The sequence below is a fragment of the Streptomyces sp. Ag109_O5-1 genome (assembly GCF_003814875.1).
GTDB classification, from domain to species: domain Bacteria; phylum Actinomycetota; class Actinomycetes; order Streptomycetales; family Streptomycetaceae; genus Streptomyces; species Streptomyces sasae.
Window position 1 is genome coordinate 699523 of the sequence record NZ_RKQF01000001.1, and the last position, 19736, is coordinate 719258.

A 19736-nucleotide genomic window follows, 5' to 3' on the forward strand; every position below is an offset into this window, starting at 1 on the left:
AACGCCCTGCGGAACGAACCGCGCCGCACCCTCGGTGCTCCGCCCTCATATGGGGCACCCCCGGCCGCCCGGCCCGTGTCGCGCCGGACGCTCCTCTCCCCGGCCGCCGACGCCATCGGCTCCGCGCTCGACCTGCGGCTGACCGGTACCCAGTTCGTGCACGCGCTGGCGCCCGCGCTCGCCGACGCGGCATCGGTCTATCTGCTGGAGCGCTGGCGTCGCGGCGAGCACGCGCCCGCCAACCCCGACCCGCCCCGGATCGAGGCGCACCGGCTGGCACTGCGCGTGGGGTCGGACGCGCGCGAGGACTGGGAGGGCGTGCTGCCGGCCGGCGAGGTGATCGTCTTCCCGCGCGGGACGCCGTACGCCCGCGCGCTCACCTCCGGACAGGCACAGTTGCTCGACGCCATGGACGCGCACACCTCCGAGCGGCTGCGCGCCTCCGGCGGCGGCGACATACGCATCGACGAACTGCTGCGCACGGCTTCCTTCCTCGTCGTACCGCTACGGCTGCGGGAGGTGACGATCGGGTTCGTCGCCTGCACCCGCGGGCCGGACCGGGCGCCGTTCCTGCCCGCCGAGGTGACGGCCGTCGAGGCGCTGGCGGCGCGGGCCTCCGTGGCCCTGGACAACGCCCGCCGGTACGAGCACGAGCGGCGCACCACGCTCGCCATCCGCAACAGCCTGCCCACCGGCACGCTCCAGCGGTTCGAGGGCTGCCGGGTCGCCCACGGTTCGCTGTCGGCCGGGCCGGACACCGTCATCGGCGGCGACTGGTACGACGTGCTGCGGCGGCCGGGCGACCGGGTCAGCCTGATCGTCGGGGACGCCATGGGCCACGGCCCGGAGTCCGCCGTCGCGATGCTCCAACTCCGCACCGCCGTGCGGACGCTGGCCGGTTTCGACATCCCGGCGGCCGAGCTCGTACGACGGCTCGACGCGCTCGCCTGCGAGACTCCCGGAGCCTCGTTCGCCACCTGCATCTACGCCGAGTGGGACGCCCGGCAGGGCATCTGCACCCTGGTGGGAGCGGGGCACCCGCCCCCGCTGCTGCGCGGGCCCGACGGCAGGGCGGCACCGGTCCAGCTGGCCGAGGCGGGCCTGCCCCTGGGGCTGGGCACGGGCCGCTACGAGGCGACCGAACTCACCGTGCCGGCGCAGGCTCTGCTGGTGCTCTACAGCGACGGCCTGGTCGAGTCCCGCGACGCGGACATCGACCATCAGATCGCCCGCCTCGCGGGCACCCTGGACGCGGCTGCCGCCGGGTTCCCGGACGCCGAGGACGAGGACGTACTGCCCGCGCTCTGCCGGCACCTGCTGGACGCCCCCTCCGACCCGGCCGGCGCGGACGACCGGACCCTGCTGCTCGCCGAACTGACACCCGCCCGGGGCTGATCCCCCACGTCCGTCTCTCACGCCGGGCCGCCACCGGCGTGTCCCGGCCGGTCCCGGGGCTCAGGCGAGTGCCGCGATGAAGTCGGTGCACGCAGCGGCACACGCCCGGCAGGATGCCGCGCCCTTCTCGGTCTCGGGGCGGGATCCGAAGGCCTGGGCACAGTGGAGGCAGATCACCCGGCACCATTCGAGCTGTATCCGCAGAATGTCCGCGTCCTGTTCGTTGCCCTCCGTCAGCGCTCTGCAGGTCGCCTCGCACACCTCGGAGCACACGATGCCGGTGCGCCGCACCTGTTCGCACTCCGCCCCGGCGTCCGGGTCCAGGGTGCTCATGCGCAGCGCACAGACCCGGGCGCACTCCGCGCAGGCCCGAGCACATTCGAACCGGTCTTCGAGAAACCCGTACAGCTCCCGCTGGGACATCTGCTGTGCCACCCGGCCCGGGTAGCCGGTAGCGGATGCGGCAAACACCCTTGCGGCCGCGCGTTGCGGGCGTTCCGGGCGCCCAGTGGGCCCTTCCGGGTCACCCGCCGTCAGCGACCACACACCAAGAGTGTCCGGTTCATACCGTTCTGGGCGGGGTATCCCCTTTCTATGAATACGGTATCGATGCAGCTGGCCGCTCCCAGCGGCCTGATGAGTCTCGCGCTCTTCGTGGTGGCCGTGGCCGTGCTGGCGATGCTGGCCGGGGGCTTCTGGCTGGGCAACCGGGTCAAGTACCGCGAGTCCGACCGGCCGCGTCCGGAGGAACAGCCCCACCTGCCTCCGGAAGGCGCGGTGCACGAGGTCCTGGAGAACCGGGAGTCGGAGGAGATCCCCCGGATCCCCAAGGGCGGTCGTCCGCTCACCCCGTACGAGCTGAGCAACCAGCAGACCAGGCCGAGCGCGTCCAAGGACCGGCCACGCTGGAGCAAAGGATCCAGCGGCTCGTTCGGCGGCGGCGGCCTCGGCGCCCACTGACCTCTAGACAGTCCCCCGGCCCGCGTCGAGGCGCCCGACGTGGGCCATATTCCCGAGATCCCCGGCGTCCTGGCTCGGCGTGGCAGCGAACCAGGCGTCGAGGATCTCCTTGAGCACCGGCGGCGAGGTCAGGCGCAGGCTGAGGGCGAGGACGTTGGCGTCGTTCCAGCGGCAGGCGCCGTCGGCGGTGTAGGCGTCCGCGCACAGTGCGGCGCGCACGCCGGGCACCTTGTTCGCGGCGATCGAGGCGCCGGTGCCGGTCCAGCAGCACACGACCGCCTGGTCGGCGGTGCCGGCGGCCACGTCCTGAGCGGCTTCCTCCGAGCAGACCGCCCACCGCGGGTCGGCCCCGGGTTCCAGCGCGCCGTACGTGCGCACCTCGTGGCCGCGGCGGAGCAGTTCCTCGACGAGGAGGCGCGCGACAGGTTCGTCCATGTCGGAGGAGACGGCGACCTTCATACCGCTTCACGTTACGCGACACGCTCGGGCACGCGGCGTGTTCTTCGTCGTCGAACCGCACCGGTCCGGCCCGCGGTCCGTCACCGGCCTGATCGGGAAGGGCCGCCCGACCCCGGTCGTGGACCGCGTGGTGCCCCAGCCCGAGCCCCGTGCCGCGCACGAGGCCCGGGCGTCACAGGTCCGCGTCAGGCGGCCCGCATGGGCCGGCCCTGGCGCCGGGTCCAGGCCTCCTGGCGCTCCTGTTCCGTGAGGCCGCCCCACATCCCGTACTGCTCACCCCTGTGCAGGGCGGTCCGTGCGCAGTCCTCACGCACCGGACAGTTCATGCAGACCGCCCGAGCCTTCTCCTCCCGGGCACGCCTTCGCTCACCGCGCTCCCCCGACGGAGAGTAGAACAGGGAGATGTCCATGCCCCGGCAGAGCGCGTGGCGCTGCCAGTCCCAGTACGGGACGAGCGGGCGGTGCGAGGCAACCATGGCTCACTCCTTCCGTCACGGTGCCCTGACGAGCACCGCGGCCGGTCACGCCGCTTCCCCGGCACCGGTGCCGCGACGGGCATCCATGCCGCCGGCAGAGCCTCACCTCAAGGCCGGAATCGTCCGTCCATCGTCGGACGCGGTCGCCGCGCCGGGCTTCAGTCGGATGACTGGAAGGCGGGCCATACGGTTCCGCGTCCGGCCGGGCAGCCCGGCGTCTCTCTCCCCCCGGCCGAGCACCGCACCCCGCGGACCACGGCCGCGGTCGACGCCTCCACCGCGCCCATCGGCGAGAAACCGGGCCCTCGGAAGAACCGCGAGCCGGGGGCGGGGGCCGCGCCGTTCTTGATGCTTCAGTCCATAACCATTAGCTTGGCGCCCATGGCACGCCCCCGGGAGTTCGACACGGACCAGGCCATCGACCGTGCGATGAACCTGTTCTGGCGCCGGGGGTACGCCGCGACCTCTCTGCAGGACCTCACCGCCGAACTCGGCATCGGCAGCGGCAGTCTGTACGCCGCCTTCGGCTCCAAGGAGAAGCTGTACGCCCGGGCGCTGGAGAGGTACTGCTCCCGCGACGCAGGCGCCTTGATCGCCGCGCTGGAGTCGGCCACCGATGTGCGATCCGCACTGCGCACCGCGCTCCACGCCATGGCGGAGGCGGACCTGCGCGAGCCGGAACGCGGCTGCTTCCTGGTCAATGCGGCCACGGAGCGTTCCGCCGACTCCGCGACCGTGGACCGGGTCGGCGGGACCCTGCGGCTGGTGGAGGGCACGATCGCCGGCGCGTTGGAGAGGGCGCAGGCGCGTGGGGACCTGTCGGCCGGCAAGGACCCGGCGGAGTTGGCCAGGTTCCTCACCACCTTCATCCAGGGGATGCGTGTCGTGGGCAAGGCTCGTGTCGACCGGGCCTTCCTGGAGAGCGCCGTGTCCGGCGCGCTGAGCGTGCTGGACTGAGCGGCGCGGCCGAGACGGTCCGGTCCCACGGGCGGTCACGACTGCGCGTTGGCCATGTGCTCCGGTCTCGCGTGGCGCCCCTGCGGCATGCCGTGCAGGGCGAAGTCCGCCCTGGCCGTCATCCCGGTCTGCAACAGCGTCTGGTGCACCATCGGGTGCAGGCCGGACGCCGAGACCACGATGCTGAGGTGCCCCTCGGGGAGACCGGTCACGGCGTACTCACCGGTGCCGTCGGTCACGCTGCGCACCAGTTGACGCCCCCGTCCGTCGATGACGGTCACCGCCGCACCACGGACCGGTCGCCCCTCGCGGTCCTGGACCCGGCCGTAGAGGACCGGCACCGGTTCGCCGAAGTGGTGGGCGTGCACCGGGAGCGCGGCGGGCCTGGGCGTCTCCAGCGCCGGATCCTCGACCGCCCTTGGATCGTTCCGCACGTTCCGCCACGAGTGCTCCATTCCGCCAGGGGCGACCGGAACGGAACTCGTCCGGCATGCGGCCCGGGGGCCCATCGTAATAGATTCTTGCAGGACTGCATTTTTGCAGTACTGTAGTAATCATCCGGCCACCGGCTCACGGAGGTGCGACGAGACCATGGAGAGCGACCGCCCCGACGGGCTGCGCGAGCGCAAGAAACGGGCGACGCACCGGGCGCTGCAGAGTTCCGCGGTGGCCCTCTTCCGCCTTCACGGCCCGGAAGCCGTCACGGTGGAGAGCATCTGCGCCGATGCCGGGGTCTCCCCCCGCACCTTCTTCAATTACTTCTCCTCCAAGGACGAGGCCGCCTTCATGCTGGAGGAGGGGACACCCGCGTTGATCGAGGAGCGGATCACCGCCCGCCCTCCGCAGGAAACACCGCTGGAAGCGATCAGGGCGGTCTTCGTCGCACGGCTCAGCGAGCTCGCCACCGGCAGGATCTGGCTGGAGCGTGTGCTCCTGCTGCGTGAACGTCCGGAGCTCGCTCCCCGGATCACCCTGACCAACCGCGCCGTGGAGGACGCGGTGACCCGGGCGGTGGCGGCACGCACCGGCCTGCCGGAGTGCCACCTCTATGTGCGGACGACCGCCGCCGCGGTCTTCGCGGCCCAGCAGGCGGCCATCAGCTGCTGGGAGCCGGACTCCGGACCGGACGTGGTCACCCTGGTGACCGAGGCCGTGGACCTGGTGAGCCGAGGGCTGCCCGCTCCCCCGAAACCGGCCGAACAGCCCCGCACCCGGACGCCCGACGCCGCACAGGTCCACTGATACCGCGCGGGGCGCGCCGCCGGCGGCGCGAGCATCGGCCGCGACAGTCCCTGAGAGGCAGTCATGCGTGTGGAATACGCTCCCGAGGCGACGAGCAGCGCGGACTTCTACAGGTTCCTGACATCGGTCGTCATTCCGAGGCCCATCGCCTGGGTGTCCACGATCACTCCCGACGGGCTCACCGAGAACCTGGCACCGCACTCCTTCTTCAGCATCGCCAGTACCGATCCCCCGATCGTCCAGTTCACCTCGATCGGCCGGAAGGACTCGCTGCGCAACGTCGAGGACACCGGGGAGTTCGTCGTGAACTTCTCGTCCGAACCGCTCCTGCGGCAGATCAACGCCGCTGCCACCGACTTCCCCCGCTCGGTCAGCGAATTCGACATCGCGGGCATCGAGCGCGAAGCCAGCAGGTGCGTACGCCCGCCCGGAGTCGCCGCCGCCTATGTGGCGTTGGAGTGCCGATCGCGCACCACGCTGCGCGTGGGCAACTCAACCCTGGTCTTCGGACGGGTGCTCCATGCCGCCATCGACGAGGACTGCCTTGTCGGCGGTCGCCCCGACGGCGGACTGCTGCGTCCGCTCACCAAACTCGGCGGCGACGAATGGGGTGCCCTGGGGAAGGTCCTGCACTTGAACCGCATCCCCTACGAGGAGCCCAGCGCCGGGTGACCGGGATTGCGCTGCGCCGGCCGCACCGGCCCCTTCCGCGTCATGAGCCGAACCCGGACGCGCGGGGTGGTCGGCGGCGGGAGCGCCCGGGGGTGTCTGTGGTGGATAGAACTGGGCGTACCAGCGGCGTAGTTGGCGTATGCCCTGTTCGTGAGGGAGGAGGACCGGGCGGGGCTGGTGGATCTTGTGGTCCCAGATGTGGACCTCCTCACGGACCTCGCCGAGGGCTTCCGCGCGGAAGACGAGTTTGAGCGCCGGGGCCAGGAACCGGGCGCGGGCCGGTTTGCGCAGGTAGTAGAGCATGCGGAGTTCGCTGGTGCGGTCGTCGACGGGGGTGCTGAGGGCCACGGCGGTCACGGAGAGGACCGGGCCGTGGGTGCGGACGACCATCACACCGGGGCCGTACATGAAGGCGTCGAAGGTGTTGTCGATGTCCCGGCCGAGGACCCGCCGCCGGATCCGGCCGCGCACCTCGGCGAACGGGCCGTCCACCCGCCAGTCCTGGACGGGGGGTTCGGCCTGGCCGTGGATGAAGTGGAAGTGGGACTCGTCGACGATGTTCTCGCGCATCTCCTGGATGTGGATGCGGGCCCGGCAGGTGTCGTCGACGGGAGAGGCGAACTCGCGGGAGGTGGTCTCCGGGATCTCGGGGACCTCCCAGGCCGGGGCGCCAGGTCCGGCGTACACGAAGACGAGACCGCTGTGCTCGCGCACCGGGAGGCCGCCGAGGGAGACCTTGGGGGTGCGGACGGCGAACGGCGCCTCGACGCAGCGGCCGTCGGCCGCGAACCGCCAGCCGTGGAAGGGGCACTCCACCGTGCCGTCGACGACCTTCCCGCCGGCACCCAGGTGTGCGCCGTAGTGGGGGCAGTGGGCGTCCCGCACGGCCGCCTGCCCGTCGGTTCCGCGGAAGGCGATCAGCGCCCGGCCGAAGTAGTGCAGGCTGACGACCTCGCCCTGGCGCAGTTCGGCGGAGCGGAGCACTGCGTACCAGCCGTGGGGCACGGCCGGCATCGGGTACGTGTCGGCCCGGGGGGCGCGGGGAAGGGCGGCGAGCAGCGCCGCCGCCTTGTCATGACTCCGTCGTAAGCGCATGGGGTGATGCTAGATCCCCCGGCGCCCCGGCCGGCGCCCACGGCGAAGCCGGGTCGGTGATGGTGGCGTGCGGCTACGTCGTCGTGAGGCGTGGCCTCGGCATCTTCAGGCTTCCGCCGGTCAGACGGATCCGGTAGAGGACGGCCCCCTCGATGGTGACCGTTCGACGGCGGGCGTTCCGGGCCGCCGGAGCCCGGGCGGTGAGCCAGTGCGGAACGGAGCTCGGGCTGATGACGACCCGTCGGCGGGGCACGGCCGTCCGGCGGCCCAGGCCGATGGCTCTGCCGACCAGTTTTTCCGTGTACAGCGTCGTCGGGCTCCCGGTGATGGTGCCGGCGCCCGCCTTCAGGTGCCAGGTGGAGCGCCCTCTTCGGACCGTCAGGTCGAGGTCGGCCGCTTGCAGCGAGCGGACCCTGAACTTGAGCAGTCGCTTCGCTCCCGCCGCGGTCCTGACGGTGACCACTCCCTGGAACTGTGCGTCACGGAGCACGAGCCGCCGCGAGGTGAGGGTCCAGGTGCCCTCGGCCGCGAGAACCGGAGTAACGCCGGTCGAGGGCGCGGGGGTGCGGAGGATGCGGTCGCCGCGGCGGGGGGACGCAGGCCGTCCGGGGGCGGTGGACACCCGGTCCCGCTCGTGCGGCGGACCCGTGCGGCAGCAGGAGGGAGAGTGGGAGGGCTTGTCGGCGGGGGAAGCGGTCGTGTCGTCCGCGGCGCGACGACGAGGTGCCGGGTGCGGGCCGACGGCGGGCGGGGCCTGTGTCTGCGACGTCGGGGTGTCGCCTCGTTGACCGGGCAGGAGTGGTGCGTTCGTCTGTCGGGGGTGGTCCGTGCCCGGTTCCGGGGGCAGGGGTGTCGTTGCCGGCTGCCCCGCGGGCCCGGCCTCGGAGCGGCTCCGGGACGGACAGGGAACCTGCCCGGCGTCCGTTGCGGACGTGACGTTCTGATGTGCGCTCGGTACTGAGTGGCCTGCCGTCGCAGGCCCCGTTGTCGGCGGCACGGCCGCGATCGCCAGGAGCGCGACAGGCAGCGAGCCCAGCAGCAACAGGTGCCCGACCGGGCGGGGAACCCCGGGAAATGCGGCGCGTGTTCTCAAGGTGGGTGCCATGAGCGTGCTCATCGCGGCCGGCATGGCGTCGCGGGGCGGGACGCCGGAGCGGTCACCGGGCATGCTGTCCGCCGTCCTCGGGTGCTGCCGGGAAGAGAGTCGGGCCGTCGTGCCCGGCCGTGGCGGCCTCATGGCCGGTCGCCACAGGATTCCCGTGCGAGGAGGCGCTGCCGTCCGCCGCCCAGGCGCAGGCGAGGGAGCCGCCGATCAGGCCGGGCAGCGTACCGAGGAAAAGGCCACCGAAGTTGGCGAGCGGCAAGGCGATCAAGGACAGCAGGATCGCGGCGATTCCCGCGAAGATGCGCGCGTTGTGCTGAAACCACAGAAGGAGGCCGAGAACGACGAGGAGGATGCCGATGACCAGTGACGCGGCCCCGGCGGTGGTGGACAGCGCCAAAGTGACACTGCCCCACGTCAGGTGGGCGTAGGGGAAGTACATGATCGGCAGCCCCGCTGACAGAGTGCTCAGGCCCGCCCAGAAGGGGCGTGTGTCGCGCCAGATGCGGAATCTCCGTCCCGTACGGGAGAGGGCGTCATGCCACTGGGCCGGCACGGTCGGGTTTCTCATGCAGGAGGGCTCACTAGTCTTCTGGTGTGCCGGAACAGGCCGGTGGGAACGGCCGGTGGGGAGAGCCGGGACGGACACGGGGCGTCAGAAACATTCGTCGACGCCCGACCTCAATGACAGCTGTGCACCGGGCAGGTCGAGAGAGCCCAGGGAAGCCGCGACACTTTTGACGCGGAGATTGTTCAGTTTGACGGACGTGCCCTGCATCGCGACGCTGTCCGGATCGAAGAATTTCGAGTGCCGGTCACCGGGGGACACTTCGCCCGAGGTGAGCGATCCGGCGGCGACGCCGATGTCCAGGTTGTTCAGTTCCGCTTCGGCGGCCTTGAGCAGGCTGACGTCGAAGAACATGTTCTGCGCGGTGGCGGGACGGTCGTGGTCGCCGGTCAGTCGCAGGGTGTAGGGGCCCAGTACGGGGATCGGAAAGAGGACCGACAGACACAGTGCGTCGATCCTCGCGGACCTCACACCGGTGACGGCGACCGGCACGAGCTTGCCCTGTCGTGTCACGTTCACCATGCCGTAGATACTCATGCCCCTACCCGTCAGGGAGTCTGCGGCGATCTTGAATGTGTCACCGGAGATGAAGAACGATGCCGCGAGAGCGCCCTGAGCCACGGCCGTGGTCAGGGCAGCCGCGACGGCGACACTCGGGGTCAGAATGACGGCAAAACGCCTCCAGCGCGTCCTTCGCATTTCCAACTCCTAGTCCGGCAGGGCTTCGCGCAGGGAGTCGAACGGCAGGCGACTCTTTCGCCTCCGGCTCGTCGGTTCACGGCCCGGCCGTACCCGAGTTTCGCACCGCGATCGTTCCTGGATATCTGCCGAACTGCCCATCCGTTCCGTTGAACGGCGATGGGTCGAGCATCGGACACTCCGGAACGCTCCGCAAGCCCGGCGCCGCCGTTCTCGTACGAAGCCGCCCGGATGACCTATCAGGCCACTGTGCGCATGCGGTATCGCGGGCCGGGTGACTCCCGGAAAATGACAGCCAGGACAGCCGACAGCAATTAAGGAATTTCACTTTCACCAACACCTCCGCCCATTCTTCCGGAAAACCGGATAATGGGTTGACCGAGAATTCACATCGCACGGCGTGGCAAGCGCCCCGTGCGCGTGGCCACCGGCGGGGAATCTCGGGTGCGGTGCGCCATGCACCCGTGGTCGGATGCGGCACATGAGCGATTCGCTGCGTGACCGTATCGAGCAGTACTACGCCACCGTGCCGTTGCTGTTCTCCGATGCCGAAGACTTCGGTTCCTTACGGCTGTTCGTGCGGAACAAGCCGGGTGCCCCGTACTACGGCGGTCCCAGCCATGCTCGACCCACCGCCGGGGGATCCGCTGCCCTGGCCGACACCGACATCGCCCGGGTGCGGGCCCGCCAGCGGGAACTCGGTGTGCCGACGGCTTTCGAGTGGCTGGCCGAGGTGGCGCCGACGCTGCGCGCCCGTATCGAGGCCGTCGGCCTGCCGGTGGCGGAACGCCCGCTGATGGTCCTGGACCGTGACCGTCCGGTGGATCAGCGGCCGTTGTCCGACGGGGTGACGCTCCGTGCGCTGACGGCTGACGATCCCGCGTTGCCCGCTGCCCTCGCCCTGCCCCGCCTGGCCTTCGCCGAGGAGGGCACCGCGGTGGGATCGACGGGCCCCGGGGAACTGTCGGTGGTGGCCCGGGAACTGATCGAGGACGGCACCGTGGCAGCGGTCCGCCCCGTCATCCGCGCCGGACACAAGACGCTCGTCGCCGCCCTCTCCTCGGACGGCACTCCGCTGGCCGTGGGCCACTACCACCCGGCGAAGGGCACCACCGAGATCGGCGGTATCGGCACCCTCCCCAGCGCCCGCCGCCGGGGCCTGGCCGCCGCTGTCACCACGGCCCTGGTCGGCCACGCTCGCGACCACGGGGTGAGCACGGTCTTCCTGGCCTATGCGGACGACGCCGTCGCCCGCATCTACGCACGCCTGGGCTTCCGTCCCGCCGGCACCACCCTGCTGATCGCCGATCAACCCGCGCGATCGTGAGCCCACCGTCGTGCCTGTGCTCACCGACACCCGTACGCCCCGGAACCTAGCCGGCGGCCGGCCCCGGTGCAGCGTCCGTGCGGGGCGGCTCCGGAGCGGTGTCGGTCCGGGCCTCGATCGCGGTGAGGACCGAGGACATGTCGAGGCGGCCGTTGCCCAGCCGGACGCTCTCGCCGTAGAGGCCGCTGCTCAGGTCGAGGAGCGGGGTGGCGATACCGGCCGCGCGGGCCGCGTCGGCGATGAGACGGGTACTGGCGTACGCGTCCGAGGTGGCGGCCTGGACCGTGAAGTCGTGCGCGGCGAGCATCGGGACCTTGACCCGGGTGATGCCACTGCCCAGCTGACCGGAGTCGACGACGGCCCGGAAGGTCTCCAGGTCCAGGCCCTGCCGCCCGGCGAAGTGAACGGCCTCGGCCAGCGCCGCGATCGTCGTCGTCAGATAGAGGTTCACGGCCAGTTTCATCAGCACGCCCGACCCGGCCGGACCGCAGTGGACGGTCTCCCGGCACATCGGGGCGAGCAGTGGCCGTACCTCTTCCACTGTGTCGGGGTCACCGCCGAGCATGGCGACCAGTTCGCCCGCCTCGGCCGGCTTGCGCGACCCGGAGACCGGCGCCTCGACGAAACGGCCGCCGGCGGCGAGCACGTCGGCGGCGAGCCCGCGCGCGTACTCCGGTGCCGTCGACCCCGTCGACACGAGGACCCGGCCGTCGACCAGTTTCCCGAACGCCGGGCCGCCCCGGCCGAGCACCGCGTCCGTCACCGCCTCGTCGACGAGCATGACGATCACGACACGCGCGCGTGCGAAGACCTCGTCGACGCTCGCCGCGACCCTGGCCCCGGCCGCGCGCAGCGGCTCCGACCGCTCGGCCGTCCGGTTCCACACGACGAGCGGGACACCGGCCCTGGCGAGGTTGAGCGCCATGGGCTGCCCCATGACGCCCAGTCCGACGAAGCCGATCTCCCCGGACCGCGGGGCGTCGGTCGCTTGCGTCATCGTCGTGACTCCCGGTCGTCGTGGGGCGGGTGGGGACCACCGGCACTGTACGGGCCGAGCCGGACGGACGGATTCAGGCGTCGGTGCCGAGGCGTCCGGAGGCGGCGTGGATCAGGCCGTCCAGCCAGGCCTGATGCCCATTGAGCATGGGGTTGGGGCGCTCCTGGGCCAGGGCCGCGGCCGGTTCGCCGAGCTGGGTCTCCTGGGTGAGGACGCGCACCCGGCCGCCGGGCAGGTCCTCGACGAGCCAGGCGTGCAGCACGTCGAGCCGCTCCTCGGGCCCGCCGTCCTGCTTCGCCGTCCAGGAGAGGCGGCCCGGCACACCGTCCGCGGGCTCCTGGTACTCGACGCCACGGGCGTCGAGGGGCGGAAAGCCGAAGGTGCCGAAGCTGAAGACGTCCCCGTCCTTCAGTCTGGGGCCGCCCTGCGGGAAGGAGATGTCGGCGACGTTGTCGTAGTACGACTCCCAGGTGGAGGTGTCCGTGAGGTAGCGCCAGACCCGGCCGACGGTGACGCCGCTGACGACGACCTCGTTGGAGCCGAAGTTGTCGCCGGTGCCGGGCAGATACCGCTCGGGCCAGTTGATCGCGTTCTGGGTGGTCAAGGGAGGTCCTTACGGTGGGGTCCGGCGTCGGAAGAGCTTCTGTAACCGCTCGGCGACGTCCTCGACGGTAGGTCCCGCTCCCATCGGAACACCAATAGGAGCGTCGATCTCTCCCATCAGGAGTCCGATATCTGCGGCGGGTACGCTGGCCCCCATGCAGAACCCCGCCGTCGGTGCGGCGGAGAGCCTCGGCCGGCAGCTTCCGTCGCATGCCGACCTGAACCTGCTGCGCACCTTCCTGGCCGTCTACCGTTCCGGCTCCTTCACGGCGGCGGCTCCGCTGCTGGGGCTCTCACAGCCGACCGTGACCGCGCAGATCCGGTCGCTGGAGCAGCAGACGGGACGGGAGTTGTTCACGCGGCTGCCGCGCGGGGTCGAACCCACTCCGCTCGCCGACGAGCTGGCCGGTCAGGTCGCGGAGCCCCTCGACGCGCTCGCCTCGCTCGAAGGCGGCAGCGGTCCGCTCGCCGGGCGGACCGCGCCGGTGCACCTCGCGGGTCCCTCGGAGCTGCTGTGCGTCCGGGTGCTGCCCGCCCTGGTCCCGCTGATCGCCGACGGCGTCCGGCTGCGGGTCGCCCAGGGGCTCCCCGAGCCCCTGCTGGAGGAGCTGCGCTCGGGACGGCACGACCTGGTGATCGCGACACGCCGGCCCCGCGGCGGATCACTTGCGTCGACGCCGCTGGCCGACGAGGAGTACGTCCTCGTCGCGAGCCCCGGATGGGCCGAACGGGCCGCCGGCGACGACGTGTGCACCGCCCTTCGCGAGGTCCCGCTGGTCACGTACGCGGCGGACCTGCCGATCGTGCGGCGCTACTGGCGGACGGTCTTCGGCAGGCAGCTCACCGCCCGGGCCGCGGTCAGCGTGCCGAACCTCTACGCCGTGCTGTCGGCGGTCAACGCCGGCGCCGGCTACAGCGTGCTGCCCCGTTCGCTCTGCCAGGAGTACCTGGACTCCGGCCGCCTGGTCCGGCTCCACGAACCGGAGGAGCCCCCGCTGAACACCCTCTTCCTGGTCCAGCGGCCGGGTTCCGACACCAACCCGGATGTCGCCCGCGTCCGCGAACACCTCCGTGCGGCCGCCCGCGGCTGGTGAGGCGGGACGTCGGTCCTCGGTGAGTGCGTTCAGAAGGGACGAGTGCGTTCAGAAGGTCCGCAGGCGGTAGGAGCCGGCCAGGTCGCGGACCTGCACGGAGCAGATCACCGCATCCGTCGTGCTCATGCTCAGGTGTTTCTCCAGCAGGGCCAGCACGTCCTCGGACAGTTGGGCCTTGAGTCCCTCGGAGCGCCCGGGGAGCAGCCCCACCTCCACATGCACGAAGGCCGCCTCGCCGCCGTGCCGATGCCCCACATGGGCCGCGGCCGCCTCCCGGAACAACGTCTTGCACGTACCCGCCGAACCGCTGCCGTCGAGCACCGTCCGGTGCAGTTCCGCCGCGAAGGCCCGCAGGTCGAGGAGGTCGGAGAGGCGCGGGGAGTGGTCGACGGTGATGTGAGGCACGGAGATAGTTGTATCAGCCCTCGATCTGCTCGCCGACCGCGGTGTGCCTTCGGTCCTCCCGGGTCCACCCGCGTCCTCCCCGGTCCACCCGCGTCCTCCCCGGTCCACCCCGGCCCTCCCCGGCCCTCCCCGGCCCTCCCGTCAGACGGCCCGCCGGGTCTCGGGGCGCACGAGTCCGGTCTGGTAGGCGATCACGACGAGCTGGGCGCGGTCGCGGGCGCCGAGTTTCGTCAGGGCGCGCTGGATGTGGCTGCGCACGGTCAGCACGCTCAGGACGAGCTCCCCGGCGATCTCGTCGTTGGACCTGCCGCGGGCGGCGAGCGCGGTGACCTCCCGTTCGCGGGGGGTGAGGTCGTCGAGGCGCTCCGGAGGCACCAGCAGGGCGCCGGGGGCCGGGCCGGCCAGGAAGCGGGCGATGAGGGCGCGGGTGGCGCCCGGTGAGAGGAGGGCCTCTCCGGCGGCGACGGTGCGGATGCCGGCGAGGAGGGTGTCGGTGGTGACGTACTTGCCGAGGAAACCACTGGCACCGACGCGCAGCGCCTGGGCCACGTACTCGTCGGTCTCGTACATGGTGAGGACGAGGACTCGGGTGCCGGACAGCTCGGGGTCGGCGCAGATGGCGGCGGTGGCGGCCAGGCCGTCCGTGCCGGGCATGCGGATGTCCATCAGGACGACGTCGGGGCGGTGGGTGCGGGCGAGGTCCACCGCCTCCTGGCCGTCGGCGGCCTCGGCGACCACCTCCAGGTCCGCGCAGGAGTCGATCAGCAGCCGGAACGTGCCGCGCAGCAGGGCCTGGTCGTCGGCGAGCAGGACGCGGATGCTCACGGGGCGGCCTCCAGTTCTTCCGGTGCGAGGGAGTGCAGAGGCAGGGCGGTGCTGACTTCGAAGCCGCCCTCGGGACGGGGTCCGGCCCGCAGGTCACCACCGACGGAGTGGGCCCGCTCGCGCATGCCCATGAGGCCGTAGCCGCTGTCGGCTGCCGGGGCGGCGGGGGTGCCGTCGTTGGTGACCGAGATGAGCAGCCGGGACCGGCCGTAGGTGAGCCGGACGGCGGCGTCCCGGCCGGCGCCGTGCTTGGTGACGTTGGTGAGGGCTTCCTGGATGATCCGGTACGCCGTCAGGTCCACGCCCGGGGACAGGGGACGGGGTTCGCCGTCCGTGGTGACGGTGACGTCGAGACCGGCGCTCGCATACGTCGAGACCAGTTCGGGCAGCCGGTCGAGGCCGGGTGGGGGCTCCAGGGACTCGCCGTCGCGGTCGCCGGACTGCCGCAGCACCCCGACCGTGGCCCGGAGTTCGATCAGTGCGGAGGACGTGGTGACCGTCAGTTCGTCGAGCAGCTTCTGGGCCTGCTCGGGCCGGGTGGGTGCAAGGTGGCGGGCGGTGCCGGCCTGGGCGTTGGCGACGGCCATGTGGTGGGCGACGACGTCGTGCAGCTCACGGGCGATCCGCAGCCGCTCCTCGGCGACCCGCAGCCGGGCCTCCTCCTCGCGGGTGCGTTCGGCGTACACGGCCCTGGCCTGCACGGACTCCAGGTAGGCCGCGCGCAGCCGCGCCCTGCTGCCGCCGACGATGGGCAGCAGCAGCCACAGGACGGGGCCGACCGTGCGCAGCAGCAGCATGTCGGTCGTGGGGTTGTCGAGCATGGCGGTGATCACCACCACGGTCATGGCCGCCAGACCGGACATCCGTGCGGTCCACCGGTCGGTCCGGGCGGCCACCCAGTACAGGGCCAGCATGAGGGGGGCCAGCAGCAGGGGGGTGGGCAGATAGCCCTGGGCGAAGGTGGCCGCCGCGCAGCCCATGGCCACGGTGGCGGCGGCGCGCGGGTGATCGCGCGCCTGCAGCAGGGCGAGGCAGGTGACGGCCGCGAGGGCGATGGCGGGCCACTGCTCCCGCGGTTGGTCGAAACCGGGGAAACGGAGCATGGCGCCGAGGGTCACACAGCCGAGCAGCGCCAGCGCCGTGGCCACGTCCATCACGCGGCGGAAGCGCCCACTCCCGCGCTCCAAGCTGGTGGTCATGTCTCTCTCCGGTCGGTGGGCCTGGGTCCATCGTGGACGACGTGCGCGGTGGAACGCCCCTGCGGGTCGCCCATGACCTGCGCCACGGGCGGCCCGCAGGGGCTGGAGGGAGCGGTCAGACGCGTGCCTCGACCGGCTCGCCCGCGGTCGGATCCGGGTCGCCGGCCGCCGCCGCGGCCGGGCGCCGGCTGAGGGCCTCGCCCTCGATGTCCACCCTGGGCAGCAGCCGGTCCAGCCACTTCGGCAGCCACCAGGCCCGGTCCCCGAGCAGGGCGAGGACCGCCGGCACGATCGCCATCCGCACAACGAAGGCGTCCAGGAGTACGGCGGTGGCCAGGCCGAACCCGATCATCTTGATCATGGAGTCGCTCTCGCCGATGAACCCGGAGAAGACCGCGATCATGATCAGGGCGGCGGCCACGACGACCCGGGCGCTGTGCCGGAACCCGGAGACCACCGCCTCCTTCGCCGATTCGCCATGGACGTACGACTCCCGCATCCGGGAGACGAGGAAGACCTCGTAGTCCATGGCCAGGCCGAACACGATGCCCACCAGGAAGATCGGCATCAGGCTCATGATCGGCCCGGTCTGGTCCACCCCGAACAGTCCGGCCGCGTGCCCCTGCTGGAAGACCAGGACGACCGCGCCGAGGGCCGCGAGGACCGAGAGCAGGAAGCCGAGGGCCGCCTTGAGGGGGACGAGCAGGGACCGGAAGACCACCAGCAGCAGGACGACGGCGAGACCGACGACGGTGACGAGGTAGGGCACCAGCGCGGACTGGACCTTGCCGGCGATGTCGATGTTCATCGCGGTGCTGCCGGTGACCTCGAAGATCGCGCCGGTCGCCGACTCCACGGCCGGGCGTTCGCCGCGGATCGTCTTGACGAGGGTCTTGGTCCGGTCGTCGGTGGGGCTGGTGGACGGTGTGGCGGTGAACACCGCCGTGTCGCCGGCCTTGTTGAAGTGCGGCCGGGAGACCGCGACGATTCCCCGGGTGCCGGCGATCTTCTCGCCGATCGTGCCGACCGCGTCCTTTGCGTCGCCGGCGCCCCGGGCGTCCACGACGATGGTCAGCGGGCCGTTGAAGCCGGGGCCGAAGCCCTCGGCGAGGGCGTCGTAGGCGCGGCGCTCGGTGGTGGACGTGGACTTGGCCTCGTCTCCCGGCATGCCGAGCTGCAACTGGGTCATCGGGACGGCGAGGGCGCCGAGGCCCACGACGCCGAGGAGCAGCACGGGCACCGGGCGGCGCAGCACGAAGCGGGCCCAGCGGGTGCCCCGGTTGTCGGCCGCGGGTGCCGCCTTCCTGGAACGGAAGAGCCTGCGGCGGCCTGCTCCCTTGCGCACGGCGCCCGCCAGCACGGCGTTCGGCCAGAACCCGAGCAGGGCGGGGACGGCGGTCAGCGCGACGACCACGGCGACGACCACGGCACCGGCGGCGGTCAGCCCCATCTTGGTCAGCATCGGGATGCCGACGACGGCCAGTCCCGCCAGGGCGATGATCACGGTGAGGCCCGCGAAGACCACCGCCGAGCCCGCCGTACCGACCGCGAGGCCGGCCGCCTCCTCCGGGGCGTGCCCGTGGGCGCGTTCCTCCCGGTAGCGGGAGACGACGAAGAGGGCGTAGTCGATGCCCACGGCGAGGCCCAGCATCATCGCCAGGGTGCCGGTGCTGGTGGACAGGCCGAGGGTGTGGGACAGCAGGGTGATCGTGAACATGCTGAGGCCGACGCCGAGGATCGCGGTCAGCAGCGGCAGCCCGGCGGCCGCCAGGGAACCGAAGGTGATCAGCAGTACGACGGCCGCCACCGCGATGCCGATGACCTCGGCGGCACCGCCGGCTCCAGCGCCGCTGTCCATGGCGGAACCGCCGGCCTCGACCGTGAGGCCCGCGTCGCGTGCCTGGCCGGCGGCGTCCTCCAGCGCCGTCCGGGTGGCGTCGGTGATGTCCGAGGACTTCACCTTGTAGGTGACGGTGGCGTAGGCCGTGGAGCCGTCCTTGCTGACCGCCTTCGCGGTGAAGGGGTCCGCGACGCCGGCCACCTGGGTGCCCTCGCCCAGGGCCCGCACCGTCTCCTCGATCGCCTTCTTGTTCGCGGTGGCGGTGACCTTCTTCCCGTGCGGGGCGACGAAGACGACCCGCGCGGTGGCGCCGTCGGCGGCCGCGCCGGGGAACCGCTCCTGCATCAGGTCGTACGCCTTCTGGGACTCGATGCCCGGCGTCGAGAACCCCTCGTCGGAGGCGCCCGGCGCCTGCAGCGCGCCGAGTCCTACGGCGGCCAGGACGGCCACCCAGAGCAGGGCGACGTACCCGCGCCGCCGAGCGGCCAGCCGGCCCAGTCGATACAGAAAAGTAGCCACGTCAGGGAACTCCACATCCGATCTCGCTTGGTCACCCAGGCTGTCGCGGCGAGGGCCCCCTCGTCGTCGTGCGGCTGCTGGCACTGCCGGCTACTGAATCCGCAGGACGGACTACTGAAACCGCAGTACGCGTCCGGGTCGCCGGTCCTGCGCCGGTACGACGTGAGGGCCGCCTCAGTCCGCCGCCCCGACCTCGCGGAGCACCGCCTCGGCCATACCGCGTTCGCCGCGCTCGTTGGGGTGCGCCGGGGCTGCCGGTGCCGCCGGAACCAGCGGCTCGACCCAGCGCACGCCGGGGTCCGCGCAGGCGTCACGGCCCGTGGAGGGCGCGTAGGTGTCGACGTAGCCGGCACCGGCGGCCCGTGCCGTGTCCCGGAGTACGGCGTTGAGCTGCCGTTCCTTCTCCCGCAGGAAGCCCACATCACCCGGGGCCAGGCCCATCGCCGTGCAGTCGGTTCCCTCGGCGGGCAGGATCGCCGGATAGCCGACGACGTAGATCCGGGCCTCGGGTGCGCGGCGCTCGATGTCGCGCAGCACGCCGGCCAGCCGCCCGCCCGCCGTCCTGATCCTCCCCTCGACCTCGTCGGTGCCGCCGGACACGTACCGACTGCGGCACGGTGCCCGGTCGGCGGTGCCGTCCCCGATCCGCTTCTCCAGCTGGTACTTGACGCCGCTCCGGACGCAGGTCGTGATCAGGGAGCCGAAGCCGATGTCGTTGCCGCCGATTCCGAGGGTGACCAGCCGCGTGGCGGTGCTCAGGGCCGACAGTTGTGCGGGGTTGACGCCATGGTCCGTCGACTGCGGCGCGGACAGATCGGCCACGACGGCCCCGCTGCAGCTGACGTCCCGGAACTCGGCCGCCCGCAGGCCGAGTCCGGCGGCGACCAGCGCGGGGTAGTTCCGGTCGGAACGCTTGCAGCCCGCGGGCCGCCCGTGCCGGCCGGGGATCTCCGGGCCGGCTGTGTAGGAGTCGCCGAGCGCGACGTACGGCCCTTTCGGCGGCGGGACCCGCGACGCGGCACCGCCACCGCCGTCCCTGCCGACGGTCACGACGGCGGCGAGCGTGACGCACGAGGCGACCGCCGCCAGCCCGAACCCTGTTCGAATCCTCATCCGATGCCCTGCCTCCTGCCGGTCTTCGATACCGGTCCAGGCTCTCCGGGCAGCGCCTGCCCGTCGTCGTCCCACTGTTGGCAACCGGGGGACTCGAAGCGCAGTACGGGCCCGCGTGGGGTCGTACTGCGGATCGAGCAGGACGTGCTGCGGACCGGGCAGGGGCTACTGCGGTTTCGGTAGGCGGGC

The 19736-nt window shown here is 72.0% G+C and carries 21 protein-coding genes and 1 pseudogene; 7 read left to right on the forward strand and 15 right to left on the reverse strand.

Translation table 11 applies throughout. From position 1 onward, the window contains the following. Nucleotides 1–75: 75 nt before the first annotated feature. Nucleotides 76–1395 carry a PP2C family protein-serine/threonine phosphatase gene (locus tag EDD90_RS03125; RefSeq protein WP_260327578.1) on the forward strand — a complete coding sequence of 440 codons (1320 nt, stop codon included), beginning with the start codon at nucleotides 76–78 and terminating at the stop codon, nucleotides 1393–1395. A 60-nt stretch (nucleotides 1396–1455) separates the two neighbouring features. Here the strand turns inward: EDD90_RS03125 and EDD90_RS03130 are convergent, their stop codons facing one another. Then, entirely contained in the window at nucleotides 1456–1830 is a 375-nt protein-coding gene (locus tag EDD90_RS03130; RefSeq protein ID WP_260327579.1) for a ferredoxin, read from the reverse strand. A gap of 159 nt (nucleotides 1831–1989) precedes the next feature. On the opposite strand from EDD90_RS03130, the gene EDD90_RS03135 reads away from it, so the two are divergent. Further along, nucleotides 1990–2355: a DUF6479 family protein gene (locus tag EDD90_RS03135; RefSeq protein ID WP_260327580.1), complete on the forward strand. Its 366-nt coding sequence runs from the start codon at nucleotides 1990–1992 to the stop codon at nucleotides 2353–2355. A 3-nt stretch (nucleotides 2356–2358) separates the two neighbouring features. Here the strand turns inward: EDD90_RS03135 and EDD90_RS03140 are convergent, their stop codons facing one another. Both EDD90_RS03140 and EDD90_RS03145 read right to left on the reverse strand, forming a co-directional pair. Further along, nucleotides 2359–2814 carry an RpiB/LacA/LacB family sugar-phosphate isomerase gene (locus EDD90_RS03140; protein WP_123971621.1) on the reverse strand — a complete coding sequence of 152 codons (456 nt, stop codon included), beginning with the start codon at nucleotides 2812–2814 and terminating at the stop codon, nucleotides 2359–2361. Between the two features lie 185 nt (nucleotides 2815–2999). Beyond that, a complete protein-coding gene (locus EDD90_RS03145; RefSeq protein ID WP_123971622.1) occupies nucleotides 3000–3290 on the reverse strand; it encodes a WhiB family transcriptional regulator in 291 nt (96 codons plus the stop codon). Between the two features lie 381 nt (nucleotides 3291–3671). On the opposite strand from EDD90_RS03145, the gene EDD90_RS03150 reads away from it, so the two are divergent. Next, the gene (locus EDD90_RS03150) at nucleotides 3672–4247 is read left to right on the forward strand and encodes a TetR/AcrR family transcriptional regulator (protein ID WP_123971623.1); all 576 of its coding nucleotides are present in this window, start codon (nucleotides 3672–3674) and stop codon (nucleotides 4245–4247) included. A gap of 35 nt (nucleotides 4248–4282) precedes the next feature. On the opposite strand, the gene EDD90_RS03155 is transcribed toward EDD90_RS03150, so the two are convergent. Further along, a complete protein-coding gene (locus EDD90_RS03155; RefSeq protein ID WP_260327581.1) occupies nucleotides 4283–4681 on the reverse strand; it encodes a carboxypeptidase-like regulatory domain-containing protein in 399 nt (132 codons plus the stop codon). A gap of 157 nt (nucleotides 4682–4838) precedes the next feature. Here EDD90_RS03155 and EDD90_RS03160 point away from each other — a divergent pair, with 157 nt between their 5' ends. Together EDD90_RS03160 and EDD90_RS03165 are read left to right on the forward strand one after the other, a co-directional pair. Further along, nucleotides 4839–5489: a TetR/AcrR family transcriptional regulator gene (locus tag EDD90_RS03160; protein WP_123971625.1), complete on the forward strand. Its 651-nt coding sequence runs from the start codon at nucleotides 4839–4841 to the stop codon at nucleotides 5487–5489. 63 nt (nucleotides 5490–5552) lie between these two features. Beyond that, nucleotides 5553–6161, forward strand: coding sequence for a flavin reductase family protein (locus EDD90_RS03165; protein ID WP_123971626.1), 609 nt, complete (start codon nucleotides 5553–5555; stop codon nucleotides 6159–6161). Nucleotides 6162–6326: 165 nt separating this feature from the next. Here EDD90_RS03165 and EDD90_RS03170 read toward each other — a convergent pair. The 4 genes and pseudogenes from EDD90_RS03170 to EDD90_RS03185 all read right to left on the reverse strand — a co-directional run. Then, nucleotides 6327–7256 (reverse strand): annotated as a pseudogene (locus EDD90_RS03170) (Rieske 2Fe-2S domain-containing protein); the annotation flags it as partial. A 73-nt stretch (nucleotides 7257–7329) separates the two neighbouring features. Continuing rightward, a complete protein-coding gene (locus tag EDD90_RS03175) occupies nucleotides 7330–7878 on the reverse strand; it encodes a hypothetical protein (RefSeq protein ID WP_123971627.1) in 549 nt (182 codons plus the stop codon). 535 nt (nucleotides 7879–8413) lie between these two features. Next, entirely contained in the window at nucleotides 8414–8929 is a 516-nt protein-coding gene (locus tag EDD90_RS03180; RefSeq protein ID WP_123971628.1) for a DUF6114 domain-containing protein, read from the reverse strand. An 84-nt stretch (nucleotides 8930–9013) separates the two neighbouring features. Beyond that, nucleotides 9014–9625 (reverse strand): DUF6230 family protein, encoded by a 612-nt coding sequence (locus EDD90_RS03185; protein ID WP_123971629.1) that lies wholly within the window; start codon nucleotides 9623–9625, stop codon nucleotides 9014–9016. 481 nt (nucleotides 9626–10106) lie between these two features. On the opposite strand from EDD90_RS03185, the gene EDD90_RS03190 reads away from it, so the two are divergent. Then, on the forward strand, nucleotides 10107–10952 hold the full coding sequence (locus EDD90_RS03190) for a GNAT family N-acetyltransferase (protein ID WP_123971630.1): 846 nt from the start codon (nucleotides 10107–10109) through the stop codon (nucleotides 10950–10952). Nucleotides 10953–10998: 46 nt separating this feature from the next. On the opposite strand, the gene EDD90_RS03195 is transcribed toward EDD90_RS03190, so the two are convergent. Beyond that, the gene (locus tag EDD90_RS03195) at nucleotides 10999–11949 is read right to left on the reverse strand and encodes an NAD(P)-dependent oxidoreductase (RefSeq protein ID WP_123971631.1); all 951 of its coding nucleotides are present in this window, start codon (nucleotides 11947–11949) and stop codon (nucleotides 10999–11001) included. A gap of 73 nt (nucleotides 11950–12022) precedes the next feature. Continuing rightward, a complete protein-coding gene (locus EDD90_RS03200; protein WP_123971632.1) occupies nucleotides 12023–12553 on the reverse strand; it encodes an SRPBCC domain-containing protein in 531 nt (176 codons plus the stop codon). Nucleotides 12554–12707: 154 nt separating this feature from the next. Here EDD90_RS03200 and EDD90_RS03205 point away from each other — a divergent pair, with 154 nt between their 5' ends. Then, the gene (locus EDD90_RS03205) at nucleotides 12708–13646 is read left to right on the forward strand and encodes a LysR family transcriptional regulator (RefSeq protein WP_123971633.1); all 939 of its coding nucleotides are present in this window, start codon (nucleotides 12708–12710) and stop codon (nucleotides 13644–13646) included. A gap of 48 nt (nucleotides 13647–13694) precedes the next feature. Here the strand turns inward: EDD90_RS03205 and EDD90_RS03210 are convergent, their stop codons facing one another. From EDD90_RS03210 to EDD90_RS03230, 5 genes are all read right to left on the reverse strand, one after another. After that, nucleotides 13695–14051 (reverse strand): 5-carboxymethyl-2-hydroxymuconate Delta-isomerase, encoded by a 357-nt coding sequence (locus tag EDD90_RS03210; RefSeq protein ID WP_123971634.1) that lies wholly within the window; start codon nucleotides 14049–14051, stop codon nucleotides 13695–13697. A 141-nt stretch (nucleotides 14052–14192) separates the two neighbouring features. After that, nucleotides 14193–14876, reverse strand: coding sequence for a response regulator transcription factor (locus tag EDD90_RS03215; protein WP_123971635.1), 684 nt, complete (start codon nucleotides 14874–14876; stop codon nucleotides 14193–14195). After that, a complete protein-coding gene (locus EDD90_RS03220; protein ID WP_123971636.1) occupies nucleotides 14873–16075 on the reverse strand; it encodes a sensor histidine kinase in 1203 nt (400 codons plus the stop codon). The genes EDD90_RS03215 and EDD90_RS03220 overlap by 4 nt, the downstream gene beginning before the upstream one ends. A gap of 115 nt (nucleotides 16076–16190) precedes the next feature. Beyond that, nucleotides 16191–18434, reverse strand: a complete 2244-nt coding sequence (locus tag EDD90_RS03225; RefSeq protein ID WP_123971637.1) for an MMPL family transporter — start codon at nucleotides 18432–18434, stop codon at nucleotides 16191–16193. A gap of 174 nt (nucleotides 18435–18608) precedes the next feature. Continuing rightward, on the reverse strand, nucleotides 18609–19547 hold the full coding sequence (locus tag EDD90_RS03230; RefSeq protein WP_123971638.1) for an SGNH/GDSL hydrolase family protein: 939 nt from the start codon (nucleotides 19545–19547) through the stop codon (nucleotides 18609–18611). Nucleotides 19548–19736: the final 189 nt, after the last annotated feature.